Source organism: Staphylococcus sp. 191 (assembly GCF_011174885.1).
Classification (GTDB): domain Bacteria; phylum Bacillota; class Bacilli; order Staphylococcales; family Staphylococcaceae; genus Staphylococcus; species Staphylococcus coagulans.
The window spans coordinates 12,675-31,183 of the sequence record NZ_PNRJ01000007.1; the positions used below are offsets into that span (position 1 = coordinate 12,675).

At 35.6% G+C, this 18,509-nt stretch carries 15 protein-coding genes and 1 pseudogene; 12 read left to right on the forward strand and 4 right to left on the reverse strand.

Going from position 1 to position 18,509, the window contains the following annotated elements; all coding sequences use genetic code 11:
- Positions 1–103 precede the first annotated feature (103 nt).
- The 3 genes and pseudogenes from pnp (at position 104) to C1H58_RS06675 (ending at position 3,930) form a co-directional block, all read left to right on the forward strand.
- Positions 104–2,203, forward strand: a complete 2,100-nt coding sequence (gene pnp, locus C1H58_RS06665; RefSeq protein ID WP_050331174.1) for a polyribonucleotide nucleotidyltransferase — start codon at positions 104–106, stop codon at positions 2,201–2,203.
- Positions 2,204–2,429: 226 nt separating this feature from the next.
- Positions 2,430–3,011, forward strand: a pseudogene (locus tag C1H58_RS12520) (group II intron maturase-specific domain-containing protein); the annotation flags it as partial.
- Positions 3,012–3,516: 505 nt separating this feature from the next.
- Positions 3,517–3,930, forward strand: a complete 414-nt coding sequence (locus tag C1H58_RS06675) for a VOC family protein (protein WP_165545722.1) — start codon at positions 3,517–3,519, stop codon at positions 3,928–3,930.
- Positions 3,931–4,136: 206 nt separating this feature from the next.
- Here C1H58_RS06675 and C1H58_RS06680 read toward each other — a convergent pair whose 3' ends face one another.
- Positions 4,137–4,871 (reverse strand): hypothetical protein, encoded by a 735-nt coding sequence (locus tag C1H58_RS06680; RefSeq protein ID WP_165545723.1) that lies wholly within the window; start codon positions 4,869–4,871, stop codon positions 4,137–4,139.
- A gap of 449 nt (positions 4,872–5,320) precedes the next feature.
- On the opposite strand from C1H58_RS06680, the gene C1H58_RS06685 reads away from it, so the two are divergent.
- Complete coding sequence (locus tag C1H58_RS06685) at positions 5,321–6,409, forward strand: trypsin-like serine peptidase (protein ID WP_165545724.1); 1,089 nt, start codon at positions 5,321–5,323, stop codon at positions 6,407–6,409.
- A gap of 181 nt (positions 6,410–6,590) precedes the next feature.
- On the opposite strand, the gene C1H58_RS06690 is transcribed toward C1H58_RS06685, so the two are convergent.
- Positions 6,591–8,294, reverse strand: coding sequence for an Rqc2 family fibronectin-binding protein (locus C1H58_RS06690; RefSeq protein ID WP_165545725.1), 1,704 nt, complete (start codon positions 8,292–8,294; stop codon positions 6,591–6,593).
- A gap of 161 nt (positions 8,295–8,455) precedes the next feature.
- On the opposite strand from C1H58_RS06690, the gene gmk reads away from it, so the two are divergent.
- From gmk to priA, 4 genes are all read left to right on the forward strand, one after another.
- Positions 8,456–9,079 (forward strand): guanylate kinase, encoded by a 624-nt coding sequence (gmk, locus tag C1H58_RS06695; protein WP_016424858.1) that lies wholly within the window; start codon positions 8,456–8,458, stop codon positions 9,077–9,079.
- Positions 9,079–9,288, forward strand: a complete 210-nt coding sequence (gene rpoZ, locus C1H58_RS06700; protein ID WP_016424859.1) for a DNA-directed RNA polymerase subunit omega — start codon at positions 9,079–9,081, stop codon at positions 9,286–9,288. The genes gmk and rpoZ overlap by 1 nt, the downstream gene beginning before the upstream one ends.
- Positions 9,289–9,482: 194 nt before the next feature.
- Positions 9,483–10,688, forward strand: coding sequence for a bifunctional phosphopantothenoylcysteine decarboxylase/phosphopantothenate--cysteine ligase CoaBC (gene coaBC, locus C1H58_RS06705; RefSeq protein ID WP_207554670.1), 1,206 nt, complete (start codon positions 9,483–9,485; stop codon positions 10,686–10,688).
- Entirely contained in the window at positions 10,685–13,093 is a 2,409-nt protein-coding gene (priA, locus tag C1H58_RS06710) for a primosomal protein N' (protein ID WP_165545727.1), read from the forward strand. Before coaBC ends, priA begins: the two co-directional genes overlap by 4 nt.
- Positions 13,094–13,452: 359 nt before the next feature.
- Here priA and C1H58_RS12485 read toward each other — a convergent pair whose 3' ends face one another.
- Both C1H58_RS12485 and C1H58_RS12365 read right to left on the reverse strand, forming a co-directional pair.
- A complete protein-coding gene (locus C1H58_RS12485; protein WP_278248196.1) occupies positions 13,453–13,575 on the reverse strand; it encodes a hypothetical protein in 123 nt (40 codons plus the stop codon).
- An 18-nt stretch (positions 13,576–13,593) separates the two neighbouring features.
- Entirely contained in the window at positions 13,594–13,998 is a 405-nt protein-coding gene (locus tag C1H58_RS12365; protein ID WP_242680250.1) for a hypothetical protein, read from the reverse strand.
- Between the two features lie 695 nt (positions 13,999–14,693).
- Here C1H58_RS12365 and def point away from each other — a divergent pair.
- Genes def through rlmN form a run of 4 tightly spaced genes read left to right on the forward strand, consistent with a single transcriptional unit; the run spans position 14,694 to position 18,507 of the window.
- On the forward strand, positions 14,694–15,179 hold the full coding sequence (gene def, locus C1H58_RS06720; RefSeq protein ID WP_050331247.1) for a peptide deformylase: 486 nt from the start codon (positions 14,694–14,696) through the stop codon (positions 15,177–15,179).
- Positions 15,172–16,104: a methionyl-tRNA formyltransferase gene (fmt, locus tag C1H58_RS06725; RefSeq protein WP_165545728.1), complete on the forward strand. Its 933-nt coding sequence runs from the start codon at positions 15,172–15,174 to the stop codon at positions 16,102–16,104. The genes def and fmt overlap by 8 nt, the downstream gene beginning before the upstream one ends.
- Positions 16,105–17,406: a 16S rRNA (cytosine(967)-C(5))-methyltransferase RsmB gene (rsmB, locus tag C1H58_RS06730; RefSeq protein WP_165545729.1), complete on the forward strand. Its 1,302-nt coding sequence runs from the start codon at positions 16,105–16,107 to the stop codon at positions 17,404–17,406. It abuts the gene before it with no gap.
- 6 nt (positions 17,407–17,412) lie between these two features.
- Positions 17,413–18,507, forward strand: a complete 1,095-nt coding sequence (gene rlmN, locus C1H58_RS06735) for a dual-specificity RNA methyltransferase RlmN (RefSeq protein ID WP_165545730.1) — start codon at positions 17,413–17,415, stop codon at positions 18,505–18,507.
- Positions 18,508–18,509: the final 2 nt, after the last annotated feature.

An 18,509-nucleotide genomic window follows, 5' to 3' on the forward strand; every position in this document is an offset into this window, starting at 1 on the left:
TCGTACCCGGCTCTTTTTTTTACTATTAAATGGCAAAAATGTAAGCTATAATATTGATAGTAAAAGGGTACGAAATGTAAAGAGGTAGGAGAGGAGATTTATCATGTCTCAAGAAAAAAAGGTTTTCAAGACGGAATGGGCAAACCAACCGTTAACAATAGAAACTGGACAATTGGCGAAACAAGCAAATGGTGCTGTACTCGTTCGATACGGTGATACCGTTGTACTATCTACAGCAACAGCTTCAAAAGAGCCACGTGATGGTGACTTTTTCCCGTTGACTGTTAATTATGAAGAAAAAATGTATGCGGCTGGGAAAATTCCGGGTGGATTTAAAAAAAGAGAAGGACGTCCAGGTGATGAAGCTACATTAACTGCACGTTTGATTGATCGTCCGATACGACCATTATTTCCTGATGGCTATCGTCATGATGTCCAAATCATTAACACAGTATTAAGTGCAGATCCAAATTGTTCTCCTGAAATGGCAGCAATGATTGGTTCTTCAATGGCACTGAGTGTTTCTGACATCCCATTTCAAGGTCCTATCGCAGGGGTAAATGTCGGATTAGTTGATGGCCAATACGTCATCAATCCAAACTTAGAGCAAAAAGCAGTATCACGTCTAGACTTAGAAGTTGCAGGCCATAAAGATGCTGTTAACATGGTTGAAGCAGGTGCAAGTGAGATTACTGAAGCTGAGATGCTAGAAGCGATATTATTTGGTCACGAAGAGATTAAACGCTTATGTGCATTTCAAGAAGAAATCATTGCACATTTACAACCAGAAAAACAAGAATTTATTCCAGAAGAAAAAAATCAAACGCTTATTGATTCTGTAACTGAAATGACTCAAAATGAAGGACTAAATCAAGCGATTCAAACGGTTGAAAAACAAGAGCGCGAAGAAAACCTTGATACGATTAAAGAACGTGTCCTTGCAAACTTTGAAGACGAAGAAGATCCTGAAAATGAGGCTTTATTAAAAGAAGTTAATGCGATTATTAATACGTTAATCAAAGAAGAGGTAAGAAGATTAATTGCGGACGAAAAAATCCGTCCAGATGGTCGTAAGCCAGATGAGATTCGACCTTTATCATCAGAAGTTGGTTTATTACCACGTGCCCATGGATCTGGCTTGTTTACACGAGGTCAAACACAAGCGTTATCTGTTTTAACACTAGGTTCAATTTCAGAATATCAAATCATTGATGGTTTGGGTGAAGAAGAGCATAAACGTTTTATGCATCATTATAATTTCCCGAACTTCTCTGTAGGTGAAACAGGTCCTGTTCGAGCACCGGGGAGACGTGAAATTGGTCATGGTGCTTTAGGTGAACGTGCATTGAGATATATCATTCCAGATGAAAAAGATTTCCCATACACTGTGCGTATTGTAAGTGAAGTTTTAGAATCTAATGGTTCTTCATCACAAGCTTCTATTTGTGGTTCTACTTTAGCTTTAATGGACGCAGGAGTGCCGATTAAAGCACCAGTTGCAGGGATTGCAATGGGGCTTGTCACACGTGATGATCAATATACGATTTTAACGGATATCCAAGGCATGGAAGATGCTTTAGGTGATATGGACTTCAAAGTAGCGGGAACGACTGAAGGTATCACAGCGATTCAAATGGATATTAAAATAGATGGTTTAACTAAAGAAGTGATTGAAGAAGCGCTTGAACAAGCACGTAAAGGACGTTTAGCGATTTTAGACCATATGATGCAAACCATCAATCAACCTAGAACAGAACTAAGTGCTTACGCACCTAAAGTTGAAACAATGCAAATTAAGCCTGAAAAAATTCGAGACGTAATTGGACCAGGCGGTAAACAAATCAATGAAATTATTGATGCGACGGGTGTTAAATTAGATATTGAACAAGATGGTACAGTATTTATAGGCTCAACGGAACAAGATATGATCAATCAAGCGCGTAGTTGGATTGAAAATATTGTCAGAGAAGCAGAAGTCGGACAAATTTACGATGCAAAAGTTAAACGTATTGAGAAATTTGGCGCTTTTGTTGAGTTATTCCCAGGTAAAGATGCTTTAGTTCATATTTCTCAAATTTCAAACGAGCGTATTAATAAAGTAGAAGATGTATTAAAAATCGGCGATACATTAAATGTAAAAGTGACTGAAATTGACAAGCAAGGCCGTGTGAATGCATCTCATAAAGTGTTAATTTCACAATAAGTTTTTAGAAATACATTGGTGTGTCAAACCACCAACGTCGTTTCTGTTTAGCGAACCCCTAAAGCTGAAGTGCATAATTTCAGCTTTAGGGGTATTTATAGTGCGCCCGGCATGGGTAACAACTTGACGGTGAAAGTCCGTTACAGGCTTGGTAGTAGGAACTGTTAGCGAAAGACAAGGGTGTCCATTGTGAAGTGGAATCTGAAGGAAGTCGGACGCAAACACTCGCACAAAACGTGCAGGTGAACGCGTAATGACGAGTGTAACGAAATTCATTGAAAAGCAACTGAAGTTGGTTGTCAATGAAGAGAAAAGTAAAGTAGGAGCAATCACACGTTTAAAGTTCTTGAGTTGTCTAATAACCAAGGTCAATGGGGTTTGTCGTTTCTGACCGACTACGGAAGCAAAAAGAAATTTAATACGCGCCTTAAGGAAAATAACGAAACGAAATAGACCCGGTACCTTTAAAGACATTATCAATGAAATTAACCAAGTGACGCGTGGTTGGATAAATTACTTTGGCAGAGGTTTTATCAGAGGATTTATTGAAACCACGCAGTCCTGGTTAAACCGCCGACTTAGACAATTCATTCTTAAACGGTGGAAAAGAGTAAGAACTAAATATAAGATGTTGCGCCAATACGGTCTTGACCATAAAAGTGCAATGAAAATCGCACAGTCTCGCAAAAAGTACTGGCGATTATCGAACACGTACGAGGTTCATCGTTTACTTACAACAAAACAACTCTACAAGTGGGGGTTGATACTATTAGCCCAGCTTGCAGAGTTGGCTTACGCAAGATATTGAACCGCTGAGTACGGAACCGTACGCTCGGTGGTGTGAGAGGACGAATAGTCAATTAATGGCTATTCTCCTACTCGATTTTATCGTTTCATTATGGTATCGCTATTATATTCGATACTATAAGGATTGATGGGTTGTATTCATGTATATAAGGAGAGGTATAATTATTTTAAATACCAACGTAAAAATAACCAGCCACCCACAATAATTAAAAGCATTACTAAAAGTGGTATTAATAAATTCATGCTAATCATAAAATGACCTCCAAAAATGATTTAACCTTATTGTAACGGGTTATAATATAGAGTGAAAGTCAAAAGAAATAATCAAGCAAAGTCATAAAGAGCAAATAGTTGTAAAAAGCTATTATCTCATAGGGGAGAGAAAAGGAAAACAGAGTTCGAACAAATTAAGGGTGACAAAGCTCAAATTTAAATGAAAGACGTTGTTACCATTTTAAAATACTAAATTTCCATTTCTCAAATATTGCATGAAGGAGACGATCAAAATGAAAATACCTAAAATTACTACATTTTTAATGTTTAATGGGGATGCTGAAGAAGCCATACAGCGTTATACATCATTATTTCAAGATAGTGAAATTATTACAATGGTGAAATATGATGATACAATCCCTGAGCAGGAAGGAAAGGTACAACATTCTATTTTTACACTCAATGGTCAAGTGTTCATGGCGATTGACAATATGAATGGTGCAGAGATTGAAATGAATCCAGCAATGTCATTGTATGTGACGGTTAAAGATCAATTTGAAATGGATACATTATATAATGGTTTAAAAGATGGTGGGGCTATTCTAATGCCTAAAACAGAAATGCCACCACAATATCGTGAGTTTGCATGGGTTCAAGATAAGTTTGGTGTGAATTTCCAACTTGTACTTCCTGAATCGACACGCTAGAAGTTAGAAGGGTGGAGTTAAACACCATGTGAATGAAAAAGAAAAGTGGCTGAGGCTGCCCCTCGTAAATCAAAGTCATATCATACGTATTTTTCATAAAAAAGAAGCGCTAAGACTATTTTCTATTAAAAGTCATCTTAGCGCTAGTTATTTTGTGATATATGTCAGAGTTTCTTTTAAAATGTCATTGCATTTTTTAATATAAATTATTCTTCGTTTTTAAACCAAGACTTAATTTTTTCAGTAATTTCATCAAGCTTTTTGTTCACTTTTTCTAATTCTTTTTCCATAGCGTCGTTATTACCGTTTTGTCTTTCTTCTTCAGCGTTTTGTAAATTGTCCACGGTATCATCATATTGATTAGCTACTTTATTGGCTTGTTTGTCATTTGTATGATTTTTTAAGTTTTCAATCTCTTGCTTTAATTGATCAATTTTAGATTGTGTATCGCTGTGGTTATTTTTAATACTATCTTTCGTATCTTGAATTTGTTGTTGTAATTCTTTATCTTTTTGTTCCACATATTGATTTTCTGATTTGTTATTGTCAGGTGTTTGTTGAGAATTTGTCGTCGCGTTATTTTGATCAGATGTCTCATTCTGTGTATCGTTACTACTGCAAGACTTTACAATAAAAACAACTAACAGTAATAAAATAATGATAAAGCCGGATAAGAGCCATTTGTTTCTACTTTTACTTTGGTTGAGTGCTTCTCGTTGTTCTTGTTCATAGCGATAATCACGATCAGTATAATATTTATTTTGATGATCTGCCGTGTTAATCAATATGCCACCAAAAACTTGATGTTGTTGGGCATCTGTTAATGTATGAACATTTAAATCCGTATTCAGTTGATTATACTTATCATAAGCAATAATCGTTCCATCATCTAATATTTTTTCTATTCTAGGATAATCTAAACGCTTATCTTGTCTTTTCATGTATATCCTCCTTCAAAACCGTGGTTACAGTTTCAAGTATGACCGCATTCTTTACTCTTATCTTAACATAACCACGTCCGTCGCATAGCTTCTATGTCGCTGTAACTTGTTTTTACCATTTTATTGATAGCCTATGCAACTGTTTTTGTCTTCAATCCTACTAAGGTCTTACATTAAAGGTGTTTTAAAAGGTGATGAATTAGACTTAACTTAATTCAGCAAGCGTGCATATTTATTTAACTGATATCAAAATCGTGACTTGTTGCAGACGATACATACTGTAAAAATAATATAAATTAACTAATGTAATATATTTATACTATTAAAATAAATTTAACTACACATGTAATATTTTTTAGAATGATTGGGTATATAAAATTATAAATTATTTTACTGATATGAAGCATATCATGTGAAATAAATAAAAAACTAAAAAAGGAGCATGTGTCATGAAGAAAAAACCATTTTTAGTCAGTACTGTTTTAGTCACAGGGTTACTTTTGGAAACGAGTTTTGCAGGATTTGCGCAAGCAGAAACATACAATCATCAAACTCAACAAGCCGAAATCCCAAGTCAAAAGCCAACTGAACCTCCAACAACAGGTCATCTTGAATTAGATCAAAGTAAACTTAAAAGTATCGATGAGAAAAAAAGGAATGTGCCTGAAAGAGTTTTTGGTAAAGATGACCGTGTGCGTGTTTCGAACTACAAAGATAGTCCATATCGTCAAGTCGTTCTACTCAATATGACCTTCCCTGATGGTAAAACGTACATTGGTTCAGGTACGATGGTTGGCGATAACGCTGTATTAACTGCTGGTCATAATGTGTATTCAAAAGGCGTAGGTTTTGCGACTAAAATTACTGTTTATGCAGGTGTAAACGGTCAAAATTATGAAATTGGTAAAGCAGAGTCTAAAAAATTAATGACGTTGAAACAATGGCAAGACTCAGAGGATTCGAATTATGATATGGCATTAATAACATTGGATTCGGATTTAGGTAAGAAAACGGGAACACTTTCTGTGACTTCAAACATGAATGTCAATGAACCGATTGAAACATCTGGCTTTCCTGGAGATAAAGGTGGAAATGTGCAATATCGTGCAAATGGTGTGATTAAAGATTTAACTGAACATAATATTCATTATTTAATGGATACAAATCCAGGTCAAAGTGGAAGTAGCGTGAGAAATACGAACCAACAAGTGATTGGTGTACACACTTATGGTAATGTGGATTTTAACGGAGCGACACGTTTAACTGCGCTAAACATTGATTATATTAAACATTGGATGAATCAACCTGCAGCACATCCGTATCAAAAAAATGTGAAACTGCTAAATTCAAATAGTACGCTCTGGAAAGACTTAAACTTTAAAAATAAAGTGACTGAAAAACATTTGAAACTAAATGGCACATATAAAGCTAAATACTTATATCATCATCCAAATGGAAAAACTTATTTATCTATTTACGATGCTAACAATAAATGGCTAGGTTATTTGGATAGTAAAGATGTCAAAATCTTAAAATAAGTGAGGTTTGAAACATCAAAAGTGGGTCCATACTTGCAAAGTGTCAGTAACCACACCTTAAGATAGTAGATGTCTAGGTTGCGCAAATGCTTTTGTGTATTTTGCGCAACCCTAGTCATCTCGCATGACAATCAATGTACAGATTGAGGACCGCTCAATAAGGTGTTTAAGTTTACAACGATTAAATTTTTTCTGATTCGAGTTGACGAATCATATCATAATCTGGCGTTGCATAAAGCGTCTTTTGACTATCATACGTGACAAATCCAGGCTTGCTGCCACTCGGTTTGTGCACGTTTCGAATCGCAGTATAATCAACTGGAATTTGTCCGGATTGACCTGCTTTAGAATAATAGGCCGCGATCATTGCAGCTTCCTCTATCGTTTTTTGGGATGGGTCATCATTTAATATGACTACATGACTGCCAGGAATATCTTTAGTATGAAACCACAAATGCTTATTATGAGCCCGTTTATTCGTTAAATAATCATTTTGTTTATTATTTTTACCAACTAAAATCGTATCTCCGTCAGTTGAAAGGTAAGATTGTAACTGAACCTTCTGTTGTTTTTTCTTTCTTTGAAGTTTTTTCTGTTTTAAATAGCCTTGCTCTACTAACTCTTCTCTAATATCATCTATTTCTTGCACTTGAATATGTGCTAGCTGTTGCTCTATATTTTTAAAATAATTGATGTTATCTTTGGTCAATTGGATTTGATGCGTTAATTCTCTTTCACGCGTTTTTAAACGGTTATATTGTTTATAGTAATATTGTGCATTTTCTGCAGGGGAACGTGTTGGATCTAATGGAATGGTCACGTTTTCACCTGTATAGTAATTCAATGCCTCTAAAGAACTGTCTCCATTTTGAAGTCGATATATATTGGCTGTAATCAGCTCGCCATATAATTGTTGGGTTTCTTTATTTTGTGTGCCAGCTTGTTCGTCAATTAGCTTAGCGAGCTTATTTTGATATTTTTGTAATAATTGTTGGACTAGCTTAACGAGGTCATTTGCACGTTGTTTTACACGCTCGCGCTCGCCTCTTGCATCATAGAAGCGATCAAGCAATTCGTGAAGCGAATCAAATGTCACGATATCATCGTAAAATTGGTGTAACTTCATAAAGTAGAATTCTTCTTTTCCTGTCTCATGATTTTTGTGGAAAACAGGTTGCGATGGCATCGTTGTTTCTGATATCACTTCATCATAAGCTTCTGGTAATGTTTCAGAAGTCATGAAGTGGCGTCTCATCGTAATTTCTTTAGTGATGAGCGGTGAGAATCCTTCAAAAGTTTGTAGTAGCTGTCGATCAATTTTTCCGGCATTAAAATCGATATAAGATAAAACCTGCTGACCTGTAACGTCATATGGATTGTGCTTGTTTTGACTTGGTGGTGCTTCATATTGGAACCCAGGCATAACAGTACGGTACTGATTTGTATTAGGCGTTAAATGTTTAAAGCCTTCTAAAATTTTTCTATCTTCATTCACTAAAATTAGATTACTATGTTTCCCCATAATTTCTAATATAATTGTGCGATAAATCGTATCGCCAATTTCATCTTTACTTTCAACATCAATTTCAACACGACGGTCATTTCCGATTTGTCGAATGGCATTAATGCGTCCACCTTCTAAATGTTTACGGAATACACGTGCAAACATAGGCGGTTCAAAAGGATTGTCATATTTTTTAGTCGTAATATGAAGGCGTGCGAAATTAGGGTGAATAGATAACAATAATTGATGGTTTTTTCGTTGTTGTCTCACGACCATAATAATTGTATCGTTTTCCGGTTGATTAATTTTATGAATACGCCCAGATACAAGAAATTGTAACGCGTCTACCATTTTCTTTGTAAATAAACCATCAAATGCCATAATCATCTGCCACCTTTAAAATTTTTCATTACACTATTATAACATGTGCCAACAATGACGTCAGACGTAAAGTTTTTAATTTAACGACTCTATACAATATAACAAAAACTGTGGTAAGATATGTAAATAAATAGAAGAATAGCGAAGAAAGGTCGTACGGCATGGATACTGAAAAAGGCTTACTCATAGTTCTCTCGGGCCCTTCTGGCGTTGGTAAGGGCACAGTCAGGAAACGTATTTTTGATGATCCTCACACATCTTATAAATATTCAATCTCAATGACGACACGTGAAATGCGTGAAGGCGAAGCGGATGGGGTGGATTACTTTTTCAAAACAAGAGAGGCATTTGAAAAATTAATTGAAGAAGATGAATTTATTGAATACGCGGAGTATGTCGGAAATTACTACGGGACACCGGTTCAATATGTAAAAGATACAATGAATGCAGGACATGATGTATTTTTAGAAATCGAAGTTGAAGGGGCAAAACAAGTTCGTAAAAAATTTCCAGATGCATTGTTTATCTTTTTAGCACCACCAAGTCTTGACCACTTGACTGAACGTCTGATTGGTCGTGGCACAGAATCAACTGAAAAGATTCAAAGTCGTGTCAATGAAGCAAAAAAAGAAGTTGAAATGATGAATTTATATGATTACGTTGTAGTGAATGATGAAGTTGATTTGGCAAAAGACCGAATTCAATGTATTGTCGCAGCTGAACATTTAAAACGTGAACGTATAGAAGCTAAATATAGAAAAATGTTATTGGAGGCAAAAAAATAATGTTATACCCATCGCTACATCAATTACAAGATAAAATCAATTCTAAATATTTAATTGCTACAACAGCGGCTAAGCGTGCACGAGAAATCCAAGCCGACCCTGAGCATCTATTACTAGACAGTTACAGCAGTAAAAAAACTGTAGGACGAGCACTTGAAGAAATTGCTGCAAGTAAAATTCATCCACATGTTGATGAGAAAAACTTTTAATTAAGACTTAAATCTCAATATCAAATTATGCGCTTTTCAATAGTCTTCGATAAAGAAGTCATTATTGAAAAGCGTATTTATTATGGAAGTCATATTTAAACGATGCATAGATAAGCTTTGAAAGTGGCGTTAATGAAAGGGAAGGCTAAATATATTATAATGCCTTTAAGAGTGAAAAAACGGGAGTGGAAATGATGAAAAATATTTTGTTAGCTGTAACAGGTGGTATTGCCGCATATAAAGCCATTGACTTAACGAGTAAGCTTACACAGGTGGGTTTTGATGTACGCGTCATGTTGACTGAGCACGCATTACAATTTGTCACGCCTCTATCATTTCAAGCGATTAGTCGCAATGCGGTATATACCAATACCTTTATTGAAGAGAATCCCGAAGAAATTCAACATATTGCACTAGGGGATTGGGCGGATGCAATCGTTGTTGCACCTGCTACTGCCAATATTATTTCAAAATTGAGCCATGGTATCGCTGATGATATGGTCACAACAACTTTGCTCGCAACGAAGACACCAAAATTTATCGCACCGGCGATGAATGTCAATATGTATGAAAATCCACGCATACAAGACAATATCAAAACTTTGACGGCTGACGGCTATCATTTTATTGAACCTGGAGAAGGATTTTTAGCATGTGGGTATGTAGCAAAAGGTCGCATGGCAGAACCATTAGAAATCAAAAATGTTCTTGAAAGAGAGAGGGCAGAGACACCTACATCAACAGAAAAGAACTATTTTAAAGATAAACGTATACTGATAACGGCAGGTCCAACGGTTGAAATCATTGATCCTGTCCGCTTTGTTTCAAATCGTGCTTCAGGAAAAATGGGTTATGCAATAGCTGAAGCATTGGTATCTTTAGGTGCAAAAGTGACATTGGTATCAGGGCCCACAACACTAGACGTACCTAACGGTGTTGAGTTTGTGTCAGTGACAACAGCAGATGAAATGTTTCATGCGGTAGTAGAACGCTATGAGACACAAGATATTGTATTTAAATCTGCGGCCGTTTCAGACTATACGCCTGTGACACCTTTACCCCATAAAATGAAAAAACAAGACGGCAATGTGACTGTAGAATTTAAAAGAACACAAGATATTCTAAAGTATTTAGGGGAACGTAAAAAAACACAAAAATTGGTTGGCTTTGCAGCGGAAACACAAAATGTAGCGCATTATGCAAAGGAAAAATTAAAAAATAAAAATGCCGATGTCATCATTGCGAATAATGTTGGAGATCAGTCAATTGGATTTAGTTCAGATGATAACGAAGTGACATTGTTCTTTAAAGAAGGTTCAAGCTACCCGATACAAAAAGGACCTAAAAAAGCACTCGCAACAAAGATTTTATCAGCATTAGAAAGTAGTTGGCATCAATGATTGCTCAAGTTGTTGTTGATATCGCTTCAAAAAGCGTAGATAAAACTTTCGATTATCAAATTCCGAAAGACTTAGAAGGGACTATTCAACCTGGTATACGTGTTATCGTTCCATTTGGACCTCGAAAAATACAAGGCTATGTCATGAAGTGTGTATCTGAAGCTGAAGCCAACTACGATTTATCTCGGCTCAAATCAATTATCGAAGTTAAAGATATTCAACCTGAACTTACTGATGAATTAGTGCAATTAAGTGAATGGTACAGCCATTATTTTATTTCAAAGCGAATATCGATACTTGAGGCGATGTTACCGAGTGCAATTAAAGCGAAATATTCTAAAGCCTTTAAAATAAAAGACCGCACGCAGCTACCAGATAGGCTAGCACAATGTTTTAATAACGATGGAATCTACTTTTATAAACAAGCACAAGCGGACCAAAATATTACTGAAATGTGGTCTTATATGAAAAAAGATGTCGTTGAAGGTGTGACGATTTTATCTCAAAACACGTCAAAGAAAACACAGCGTGCAGTACGCGTAAATGATTTTGAAGCAGCAGAAGCGCATTTAGAAACACTCACTAAAAGGCCAAAACAATATGAATTGCTCGCTTTTTTATTAGATGAATATCATAGAGATGTGAGTCTAAAAGAACTAAAGGCAATGACTTTCTCAGAGTCAGCAATCAATACTTTAGAGAAGCAAGGTGTAATTGAAAAATACGATGCCATTGTCGAAAGAGACCCGTATGAAGGACGTATATTTGAGCAAGATCAAAAGCGTATTTTAACCTCTGAGCAACAAGCAGCTTTTGTGAAGTTAGAAGATGCTGTCACAAATCAACGTTCAGAGACGTTTTTACTGCACGGTGTTACTGGCTCAGGCAAAACAGAGGTCTATTTACAAATTATTGAGCAAGTTTTAGCACATAATCAAGAAGCAATGATGCTTGTACCAGAAATTGCACTCACACCGCAAATGGTTATCCGCTTCAAACGTCGCTTTGGGGATGAGGTGGCAGTGCTGCATTCTGGTTTATCTAAAGGAGAACGTTATGACGAGTGGCAAAAAATAAGAGACGGTCGTGCAAAAGTAAGCGTAGGGGCACGTTCAAGTGTTTTTGCGCCATTCAAAAATTTAGGTATTATTATTATTGATGAAGAGCATGAGTCCACATATAAACAAGAAGATTATCCTAGATATCATGCGAAAGATATTGCGGAATGGCGTAGTCGATATCATCATTGTCCACTTGTTTTAGGCAGTGCAACACCAAGTTTAGAAAGTTATGCAAGAGCAGAAAAAGGCGTATATACATTACTTGCCATGCCTACACGTGTAAATCAACAGCCTTTACCTGAAATCGAAATTTTAGATATGCGTGAAGAACTTGCGAATGGCAATCGCTCATTATTTTCAAATGCACTGTCAGATGCGATTGAAGATCGCTTGAATAAAAAAGAACAAGTCGTACTGTTTTTAAATCGTCGGGGTTATGCCTCATTTATGTTATGTCGAGATTGTGGTCATGTGCCTCAATGTCCTAATTGTGATATCTCACTGACATATCATAAATCCTCTGATCAGTTGAAATGTCATTATTGTGGTCACCAAGAACCAGCGCCTACTCAATGTCCAAATTGTGGAAGTGAACATATTCGTCAAATGGGGACGGGGACACAGCGCGTCGAAGAAATTCTCAATCAACGTTTTCCTGAGGCGCGTATTATACGTATGGACGTTGATACAACGACTAAAAAAGGAAGTCATGAAAAGCTGTTGAAACAGTTTGGAGAGGGAAAAGGTGACATTTTATTAGGAACACAGATGATAGCGAAAGGTTTGGATTTTCCGAATATCACATTAGTCGGTGTTTTGAATGCAGATACGATGCTTAATTTGCCAGATTTTCGCTCGAGTGAACGGACTTTCCAAATATTAACACAAGTTGCAGGTCGTGCAGGACGACATGATAAAAAAGGAGAAGTAATTATTCAAACTTATAATCCTCATCATTATGCCGTGTATGATGTCCAACAAAATGATTATGTCAGCTTTTATCAAAAAGAGATGCAGTATCGAAAGCTTGCTCAATATCCACCGTATTACTATCTCATCAATTTTACAATTACCCATGAAAAAATGAAGGAAGTATTGCAAGCTGCATCACATGTTCATCAAATTTTGTTACAACATCTTACAGATAAAGCGTTTGTATTAGGTCCATCACCATCAGCATTGTCACGCATCAATAACGAATATCGGTTTCAAGTTTTAGTTAAATATAAAAGTGAACCTGCTTTAATCGATGCCTTACGTTATTTAGACGACTATTATCATGAAATGTTTATTAAAAAGAAATTGGCATTAAAAATCGATATCAACCCTCATATGATGATGTAAGGATTTATATAAAGTGCCTAAACGCAAGGTTTTCAGTGAGTTTGATAATTATTTTAAGATAACTAAAGACAGAAAAAGGGCAAATGGTTACACAAGATATAATTTATCGGTAAGCTGTTTGTCCATTTTTTCTGTTATATGGGTGAATATCGTTTTTATGGAGATGTAACTATTAACTAACGAATACGAGAGTGTATAATCTTTATCACTATTGTAAGTTTATGAAAGTTAATCTTTAATCTTTTATTACATAAGTATATATTTCTAATTCTTATTAAATTATTCAAATTGAGTATATTTTCACCTATATTAGTATAAAAAGGCAAAAAATAATAAGGGTACGCTTGTACCCCTAGAAATTAGTCAATGGGCTGAACTTGGTCTAAAATTTCCTCTTGCCTTTTTTCCATATCTTTATATTCTTCCTCGCTAACATTATCCTCAGCCATTTTATCTGAAAGCTCAAAATACTCTTTTTGCAATGCGGCTTCTTTTTTCTCCTAAGCTAGTTCTTCTTCTTTCATTAATCTATTATACTCATCATAATCTATCAATCCAGCGTCAGTGCCCCCAGGAATATTTTGTTTGTCCCATTCATAAATTTCTTCTTTAGTAGGCTCATGGTCAAAACTCTGTTGTTGTGAGGGTTGCGGCTGTTGATTATTTTGATTTGTATTTAGTTGTGCTTGCTCGTTAGTTTTATTATCCGTTGTAGTAATTTGTTCTTCATCGTCTTTCTCTAAATCAGCAGGCTTTGTCTCTTTATGTTCATTATTGTTACTCGATTTTTTATTGGATTGAGTATGGGTTTTCTTATCTTCTTTTTTATCTTCTTTTTTCTCGTTATATCCACATGCAGATAAAAGTAATAAACTTGTTAACAACAAACACACTAACTTTTTCATATAGTTCACTCCTTTAAAAAATATAAAACTTACCTGAGAAAATGATTAATGGAATTTCATGCTTAAAACAATGCTGTGCTGATGATCTTAACCTCATTAATGATGGTACATAATTGATATAGAAAACAATTTTTATTTGATTTAGGTAGTTAAACAATTTTGTCATCGCTATTATTAACAAGTTATACCATGCGTTGTGCTATGGTCATTCACTTTTACTACACCAATTTGTAAGTTTTAAATAACATTATTTTTTTTGACAATTACAATAACATCTTCTCCTAATTCCTTATTACATGAACCTTCAGTAAACTTTAATTTTCAATAACTGTTTGTCCCCCTTATCATTTTTATGTTTCAAATACTTCAATTTGACAATTTTAAAGTTTGTACAACGTTGTTAAACACAATATTAATATTATTGCTCGAAATATAGATTGGCACAATCTTTTTTGAATAGTTTAAAAACGCTAAGATAGTTTTTTATTGGTATCAAAAGTAATTATAATTTTTTTCATCATTTGTCATTAAAAAAGGTTAGATTGTTGTAACATAAGTTAAAATTGAGGATTGTGTTTCATTACCATGTATCACTTCATTATTTTTGTTATGATGAAAGCGGATAGTTATCGCAATTTTTGACGTAATAAGCTATAATATAATGATAAATTTTTTATGAGGAGCTGGAGCTTCATATGATAAAAAAGATAAGAACGAATATTCATCCAAGTCTCAGAAAAAAGTCAGCCCCTGTGACGAAATTTGACAGCCACGTTGAACGTGTTCTACAAGATCTTGAAGATACGATGTATGATGCAGGGGGACAAGCATTGGCAGCGCCTCAAATTGGTGTGGAGGAACAAATTGCACTGGTCGATATGGAGCAAGATGGTCTTTTACAATTGATTAACCCAGAAGTCATCAGTCAATCTGATGAAAAGACGACAGAACTAGAAGGTTGTTTAAGTGTTCCTGGACGTTTTGGTGAAGTGACGAGAAGTCAAATGATTAAAGTAAAGAGTTTTGATATTAACGGTAATGAAGTCGAGTTAACAGCGTATGATGATATCGCTCGTATGATCTTACATGTGATTGATAATTTGAACGGGATATTATTTGTAGATGTGATGGATCGTGAAATTTCTGATGCAGAATTGGAGGCATATTTAGAAGATGAGTAAAATAATTTTTATGGGTACACCTGATTTTTCAACATCAATTTTAGAAATGCTAATTGAAAAAGAAGAGGTCATTGCGGTGGTTACGCAACCGGATAGACCCGTCGGACGTAAGCGTGTTTTAACACCGCCACCTGTAAAACAAGTGGCCGTTGCACATCAAATTCCTGTTTATCAACCTGAAAAGTTAGTGCATTCAGACGAATTGGAACAGTTACTAGAAATGGAGTGTGACCTCATTGTGACTGCGGCATTTGGTCAGTTATTACCTGAACAATTGTTGGAACATCCGCGTTTTGGTGCTGTAAACGTACACGCATCCTTATTACCTAAATACCGTGGCGGTGCACCCATTCATCAATCGATTATTGATGGTGAAGCTGAAACAGGTGTAACGATCATGTATATGGTCAAAAAACTAGATGCCGGTGACATTATCTCTCAACGTGCGATTCCAATTGAAGCGGAAGACAATGTAGGGACGATGCATGATAAATTGAGTCAACTCGGTACAGAATTATTAGAAGAAACGCTTCCATCTCTGTTAAATGGTACAAATTCACGTACATCTCAAGATGAGGCGCATGTATCATTCGCTTCGAATATACAACGTGAAGATGAACGCATACACTGGGATCGTGATGCATCGACAATTTATAACCATATTAGAGGTTTGTCCCCATGGCCAGTCGCATATACGCAATTTGAGGATAAAACAATGAAAATATACGCCGCTGAAATTGTAAAAAATCAAAGTGGCAAAGCAGGTCAAATTATTGGAACGACAAAAAGACAAATCATTGTCGGAACTGGCTCTGAGGATAGCATTGCGTTAACTGAAATACAGTTATCAGGGAAAAAACGTATGCCAGTGTCGCAATTCCTGAGTGGTTACCAAGAAGAGCTTGTGGGAAAGGAATTTATGTAAATGGCAACGGTACGTGAACTGAGTTTGATGACGATTGAAGCTGTCATTAAAGATGGGGCTTATAGTAACTTAAAAATGAATGAAACATTGCAGTCTTATGCTTTAAATCCAGCAGACCGTGCATTATATACTGAACTTGTTTATGGGACGATTAAACGAAAACTAACTTTAGATTTTTATTTGAAACCTTTTGTTAAAACGAAAATTAAAGGCTGGGTGCGTCGACTTTTATGGATGAGTCTGTACCAACATCTCTATTTGGATAAAATTCCAACACATGCAATTATTCATGAAGCAGTGAACATTGCTAAACAACGTGGAGGTCAACAGACAGGAAACGTGGTCAATGCGATTTTAAGACAAGTGACGACGCAAAATCTTCCTGATATCGATGCGATAAAGAAGAAAGAAATACGTCTCTCTGTAAAATACAGTATTCCTGTCTGGATTATAAAGCATTGGTTAACCCATTTTGGAGAAGCAGTGACGACCTCTATTGCTGAAAACTTATTATTACCTGCTGCGCAAACGGTACGTGTGAATCAAACTCGAATCGCCATTGATGAGGCAAAAGAAGCTCTAGAAAAAGAAGGATTACGCGTTGAAAAGGATGACCATTTGCCTGAATGTTTACATGTATCAGGTCATGGCGTGATGCATACGTCTCTTTTTAAAAATGGGTATGTGAGTATTCAAGACAAAAGTTCAATGTTTGTTGCGCATATGTTAAATCCTCAATCAGGAGATTCGGTCTTAGATAGTTGTAGTGCGCCAGGGGGTAAAGCATGTCATATTGCGGAATTATTAAATGGGACAGGTCAGGTGTTAGCTACAGATTTGCATGACCATAAAATTACGTTAATAGAAAATAATATTCATAAGTTGGGGCTTACGCATATTAAAGCGATGCAACATGATGCAACAAAACCTTACGATCAGATGTTTGACAAGATACTTTTAGATGCACCTTGTAGTGGTTTAGGGGTAATTCGACATAAACCAGAAATCAAGTATACGATGACACCTGAAGTTATAGATGAATTAGTGACAATTCAACTTAAGTTATTAAATAATGTTGCTCAGAATTTGAAACCAGGGGGTACACTTGTCTATTCAACTTGTACAATTGAGCAACTAGAAAATGAAAATGTGATTTATACATTTTTAAAGTCAAATCATGGTTTTGAATTTGATCCTGTGATTGACCCGCGCAATGGAGAATATACTAATACATTACAACTCTTACCACAAGATATGAATACAGATGGTTTCTTTATCACGAGAGTAAAAAAGAAAGGATAATGGAGAATGATTACGGCTGAAAAAAAGAAGAAAAATAAATTTCTTCCTGATTTTGAAAAGCAATCGATTTATTCGTTACGATTTGATGAAATGAAGGATTGGTTGAAAGAACAAGGGCAACAAAGTTTTAGAGCAAAGCAAATATTTGAATGGTTATATGAGAAAAGAGTCAATAGCTTTGAAGAGATGACAAATCTTTCAAAAGATTTAAGACACTTATTAGACGCTCATTTTTCAATTACCACATTACAAACCGTAGTTAAACAAGAAAGCCGAGACGGTACGATTAAGTTTTTATTTGAATTACAAGATGGCTACACAATTGAAACAGTATTAATGCGTCATGATTATGGAAATTCAGTTTGTGTGACTACACAAGTTGGTTGCCGTATAGGATGTACGTTTTGTGCTTCTACACTTGGAGGGTTGAAGCGAAATCTTGAGGCTGGCGAAATCGTGTCTCAAGTTTTAACTGTTCAAAAAGCATTAGATGAAACAGATGAGCGTGTCTCTTCTATTGTAATTATGGGCATAGGTGAACCATTTGAAAACTATGATGAGATGATGGATTTCTTAAAAATTGTAAATGATGATAATGGTTTGAATATTGGTGCACGTCATATTACAGTATCAACTTCAGGTATTGTACCTAGAATTTATGACTTTGCTGATGAATCATTACAAATTAATTTTGCGGTGAGTTTGCATGCAGCAAATAACGAAATTCGTTCAAAACTAATGCCGATTAATAGAGCATACGATGTCAACAAATTGATGGATGCTATTCAATACTACCAAGAAAAAACAAATCGTCGTATCACGTTTGAATATGGCTTGTTTGGCGGCGTGAACGATCAAATCGAGCATGCACGTGAACTTGCACAACTGATTAAACCTCTCAACTGTCACGTGAATTTAATTCCTGTTAACCATGTTCCTGAGAGAAATTATGTTAAAACACCGAAAGATGATATTTTTAAATTTGAAAAGGAATTAAAAAAATTAGGAATCAATGCTACAATTAGACGTGAACAAGGTTCGGATATTGATGCTGCGTGTGGACAGCTAAGAGCAAAGGAACGACAAGCAGAAACGAGGTAGAA

Coding starts and splice junctions, on each gene's coding strand:
- pnp (WP_050331174.1), top strand. CDS start 104: ATGTCTCAAGAAAAAAAGGTTTTCAAGACGGAATGGGCAAACCAACCG.
- C1H58_RS06675 (WP_165545722.1), top strand. CDS start 3,517: ATGAAAATACCTAAAATTACTACATTTTTAATGTTTAATGGGGATGCT.
- C1H58_RS06680 (WP_165545723.1), bottom strand. CDS start 4,871: ATGAAAAGACAAGATAAGCGTTTAGATTATCCTAGAATAGAAAAAATA.
- C1H58_RS06685 (WP_165545724.1), top strand. CDS start 5,321: ATGAAGAAAAAACCATTTTTAGTCAGTACTGTTTTAGTCACAGGGTTA.
- C1H58_RS06690 (WP_165545725.1), bottom strand. CDS start 8,294: ATGGCATTTGATGGTTTATTTACAAAGAAAATGGTAGACGCGTTACAA.
- gmk (WP_016424858.1), top strand. CDS start 8,456: ATGGATACTGAAAAAGGCTTACTCATAGTTCTCTCGGGCCCTTCTGGC.
- rpoZ (WP_016424859.1), top strand. CDS start 9,079: ATGTTATACCCATCGCTACATCAATTACAAGATAAAATCAATTCTAAA.
- coaBC (WP_207554670.1), top strand. CDS start 9,483: ATGAAAAATATTTTGTTAGCTGTAACAGGTGGTATTGCCGCATATAAA.
- priA (WP_165545727.1), top strand. CDS start 10,685: ATGATTGCTCAAGTTGTTGTTGATATCGCTTCAAAAAGCGTAGATAAA.
- C1H58_RS12365 (WP_242680250.1), bottom strand. CDS start 13,998: ATGAAAAAGTTAGTGTGTTTGTTGTTAACAAGTTTATTACTTTTATCT.
- def (WP_050331247.1), top strand. CDS start 14,694: ATGATAAAAAAGATAAGAACGAATATTCATCCAAGTCTCAGAAAAAAG.
- fmt (WP_165545728.1), top strand. CDS start 15,172: ATGAGTAAAATAATTTTTATGGGTACACCTGATTTTTCAACATCAATT.
- rsmB (WP_165545729.1), top strand. CDS start 16,105: ATGGCAACGGTACGTGAACTGAGTTTGATGACGATTGAAGCTGTCATT.
- rlmN (WP_165545730.1), top strand. CDS start 17,413: ATGATTACGGCTGAAAAAAAGAAGAAAAATAAATTTCTTCCTGATTTT.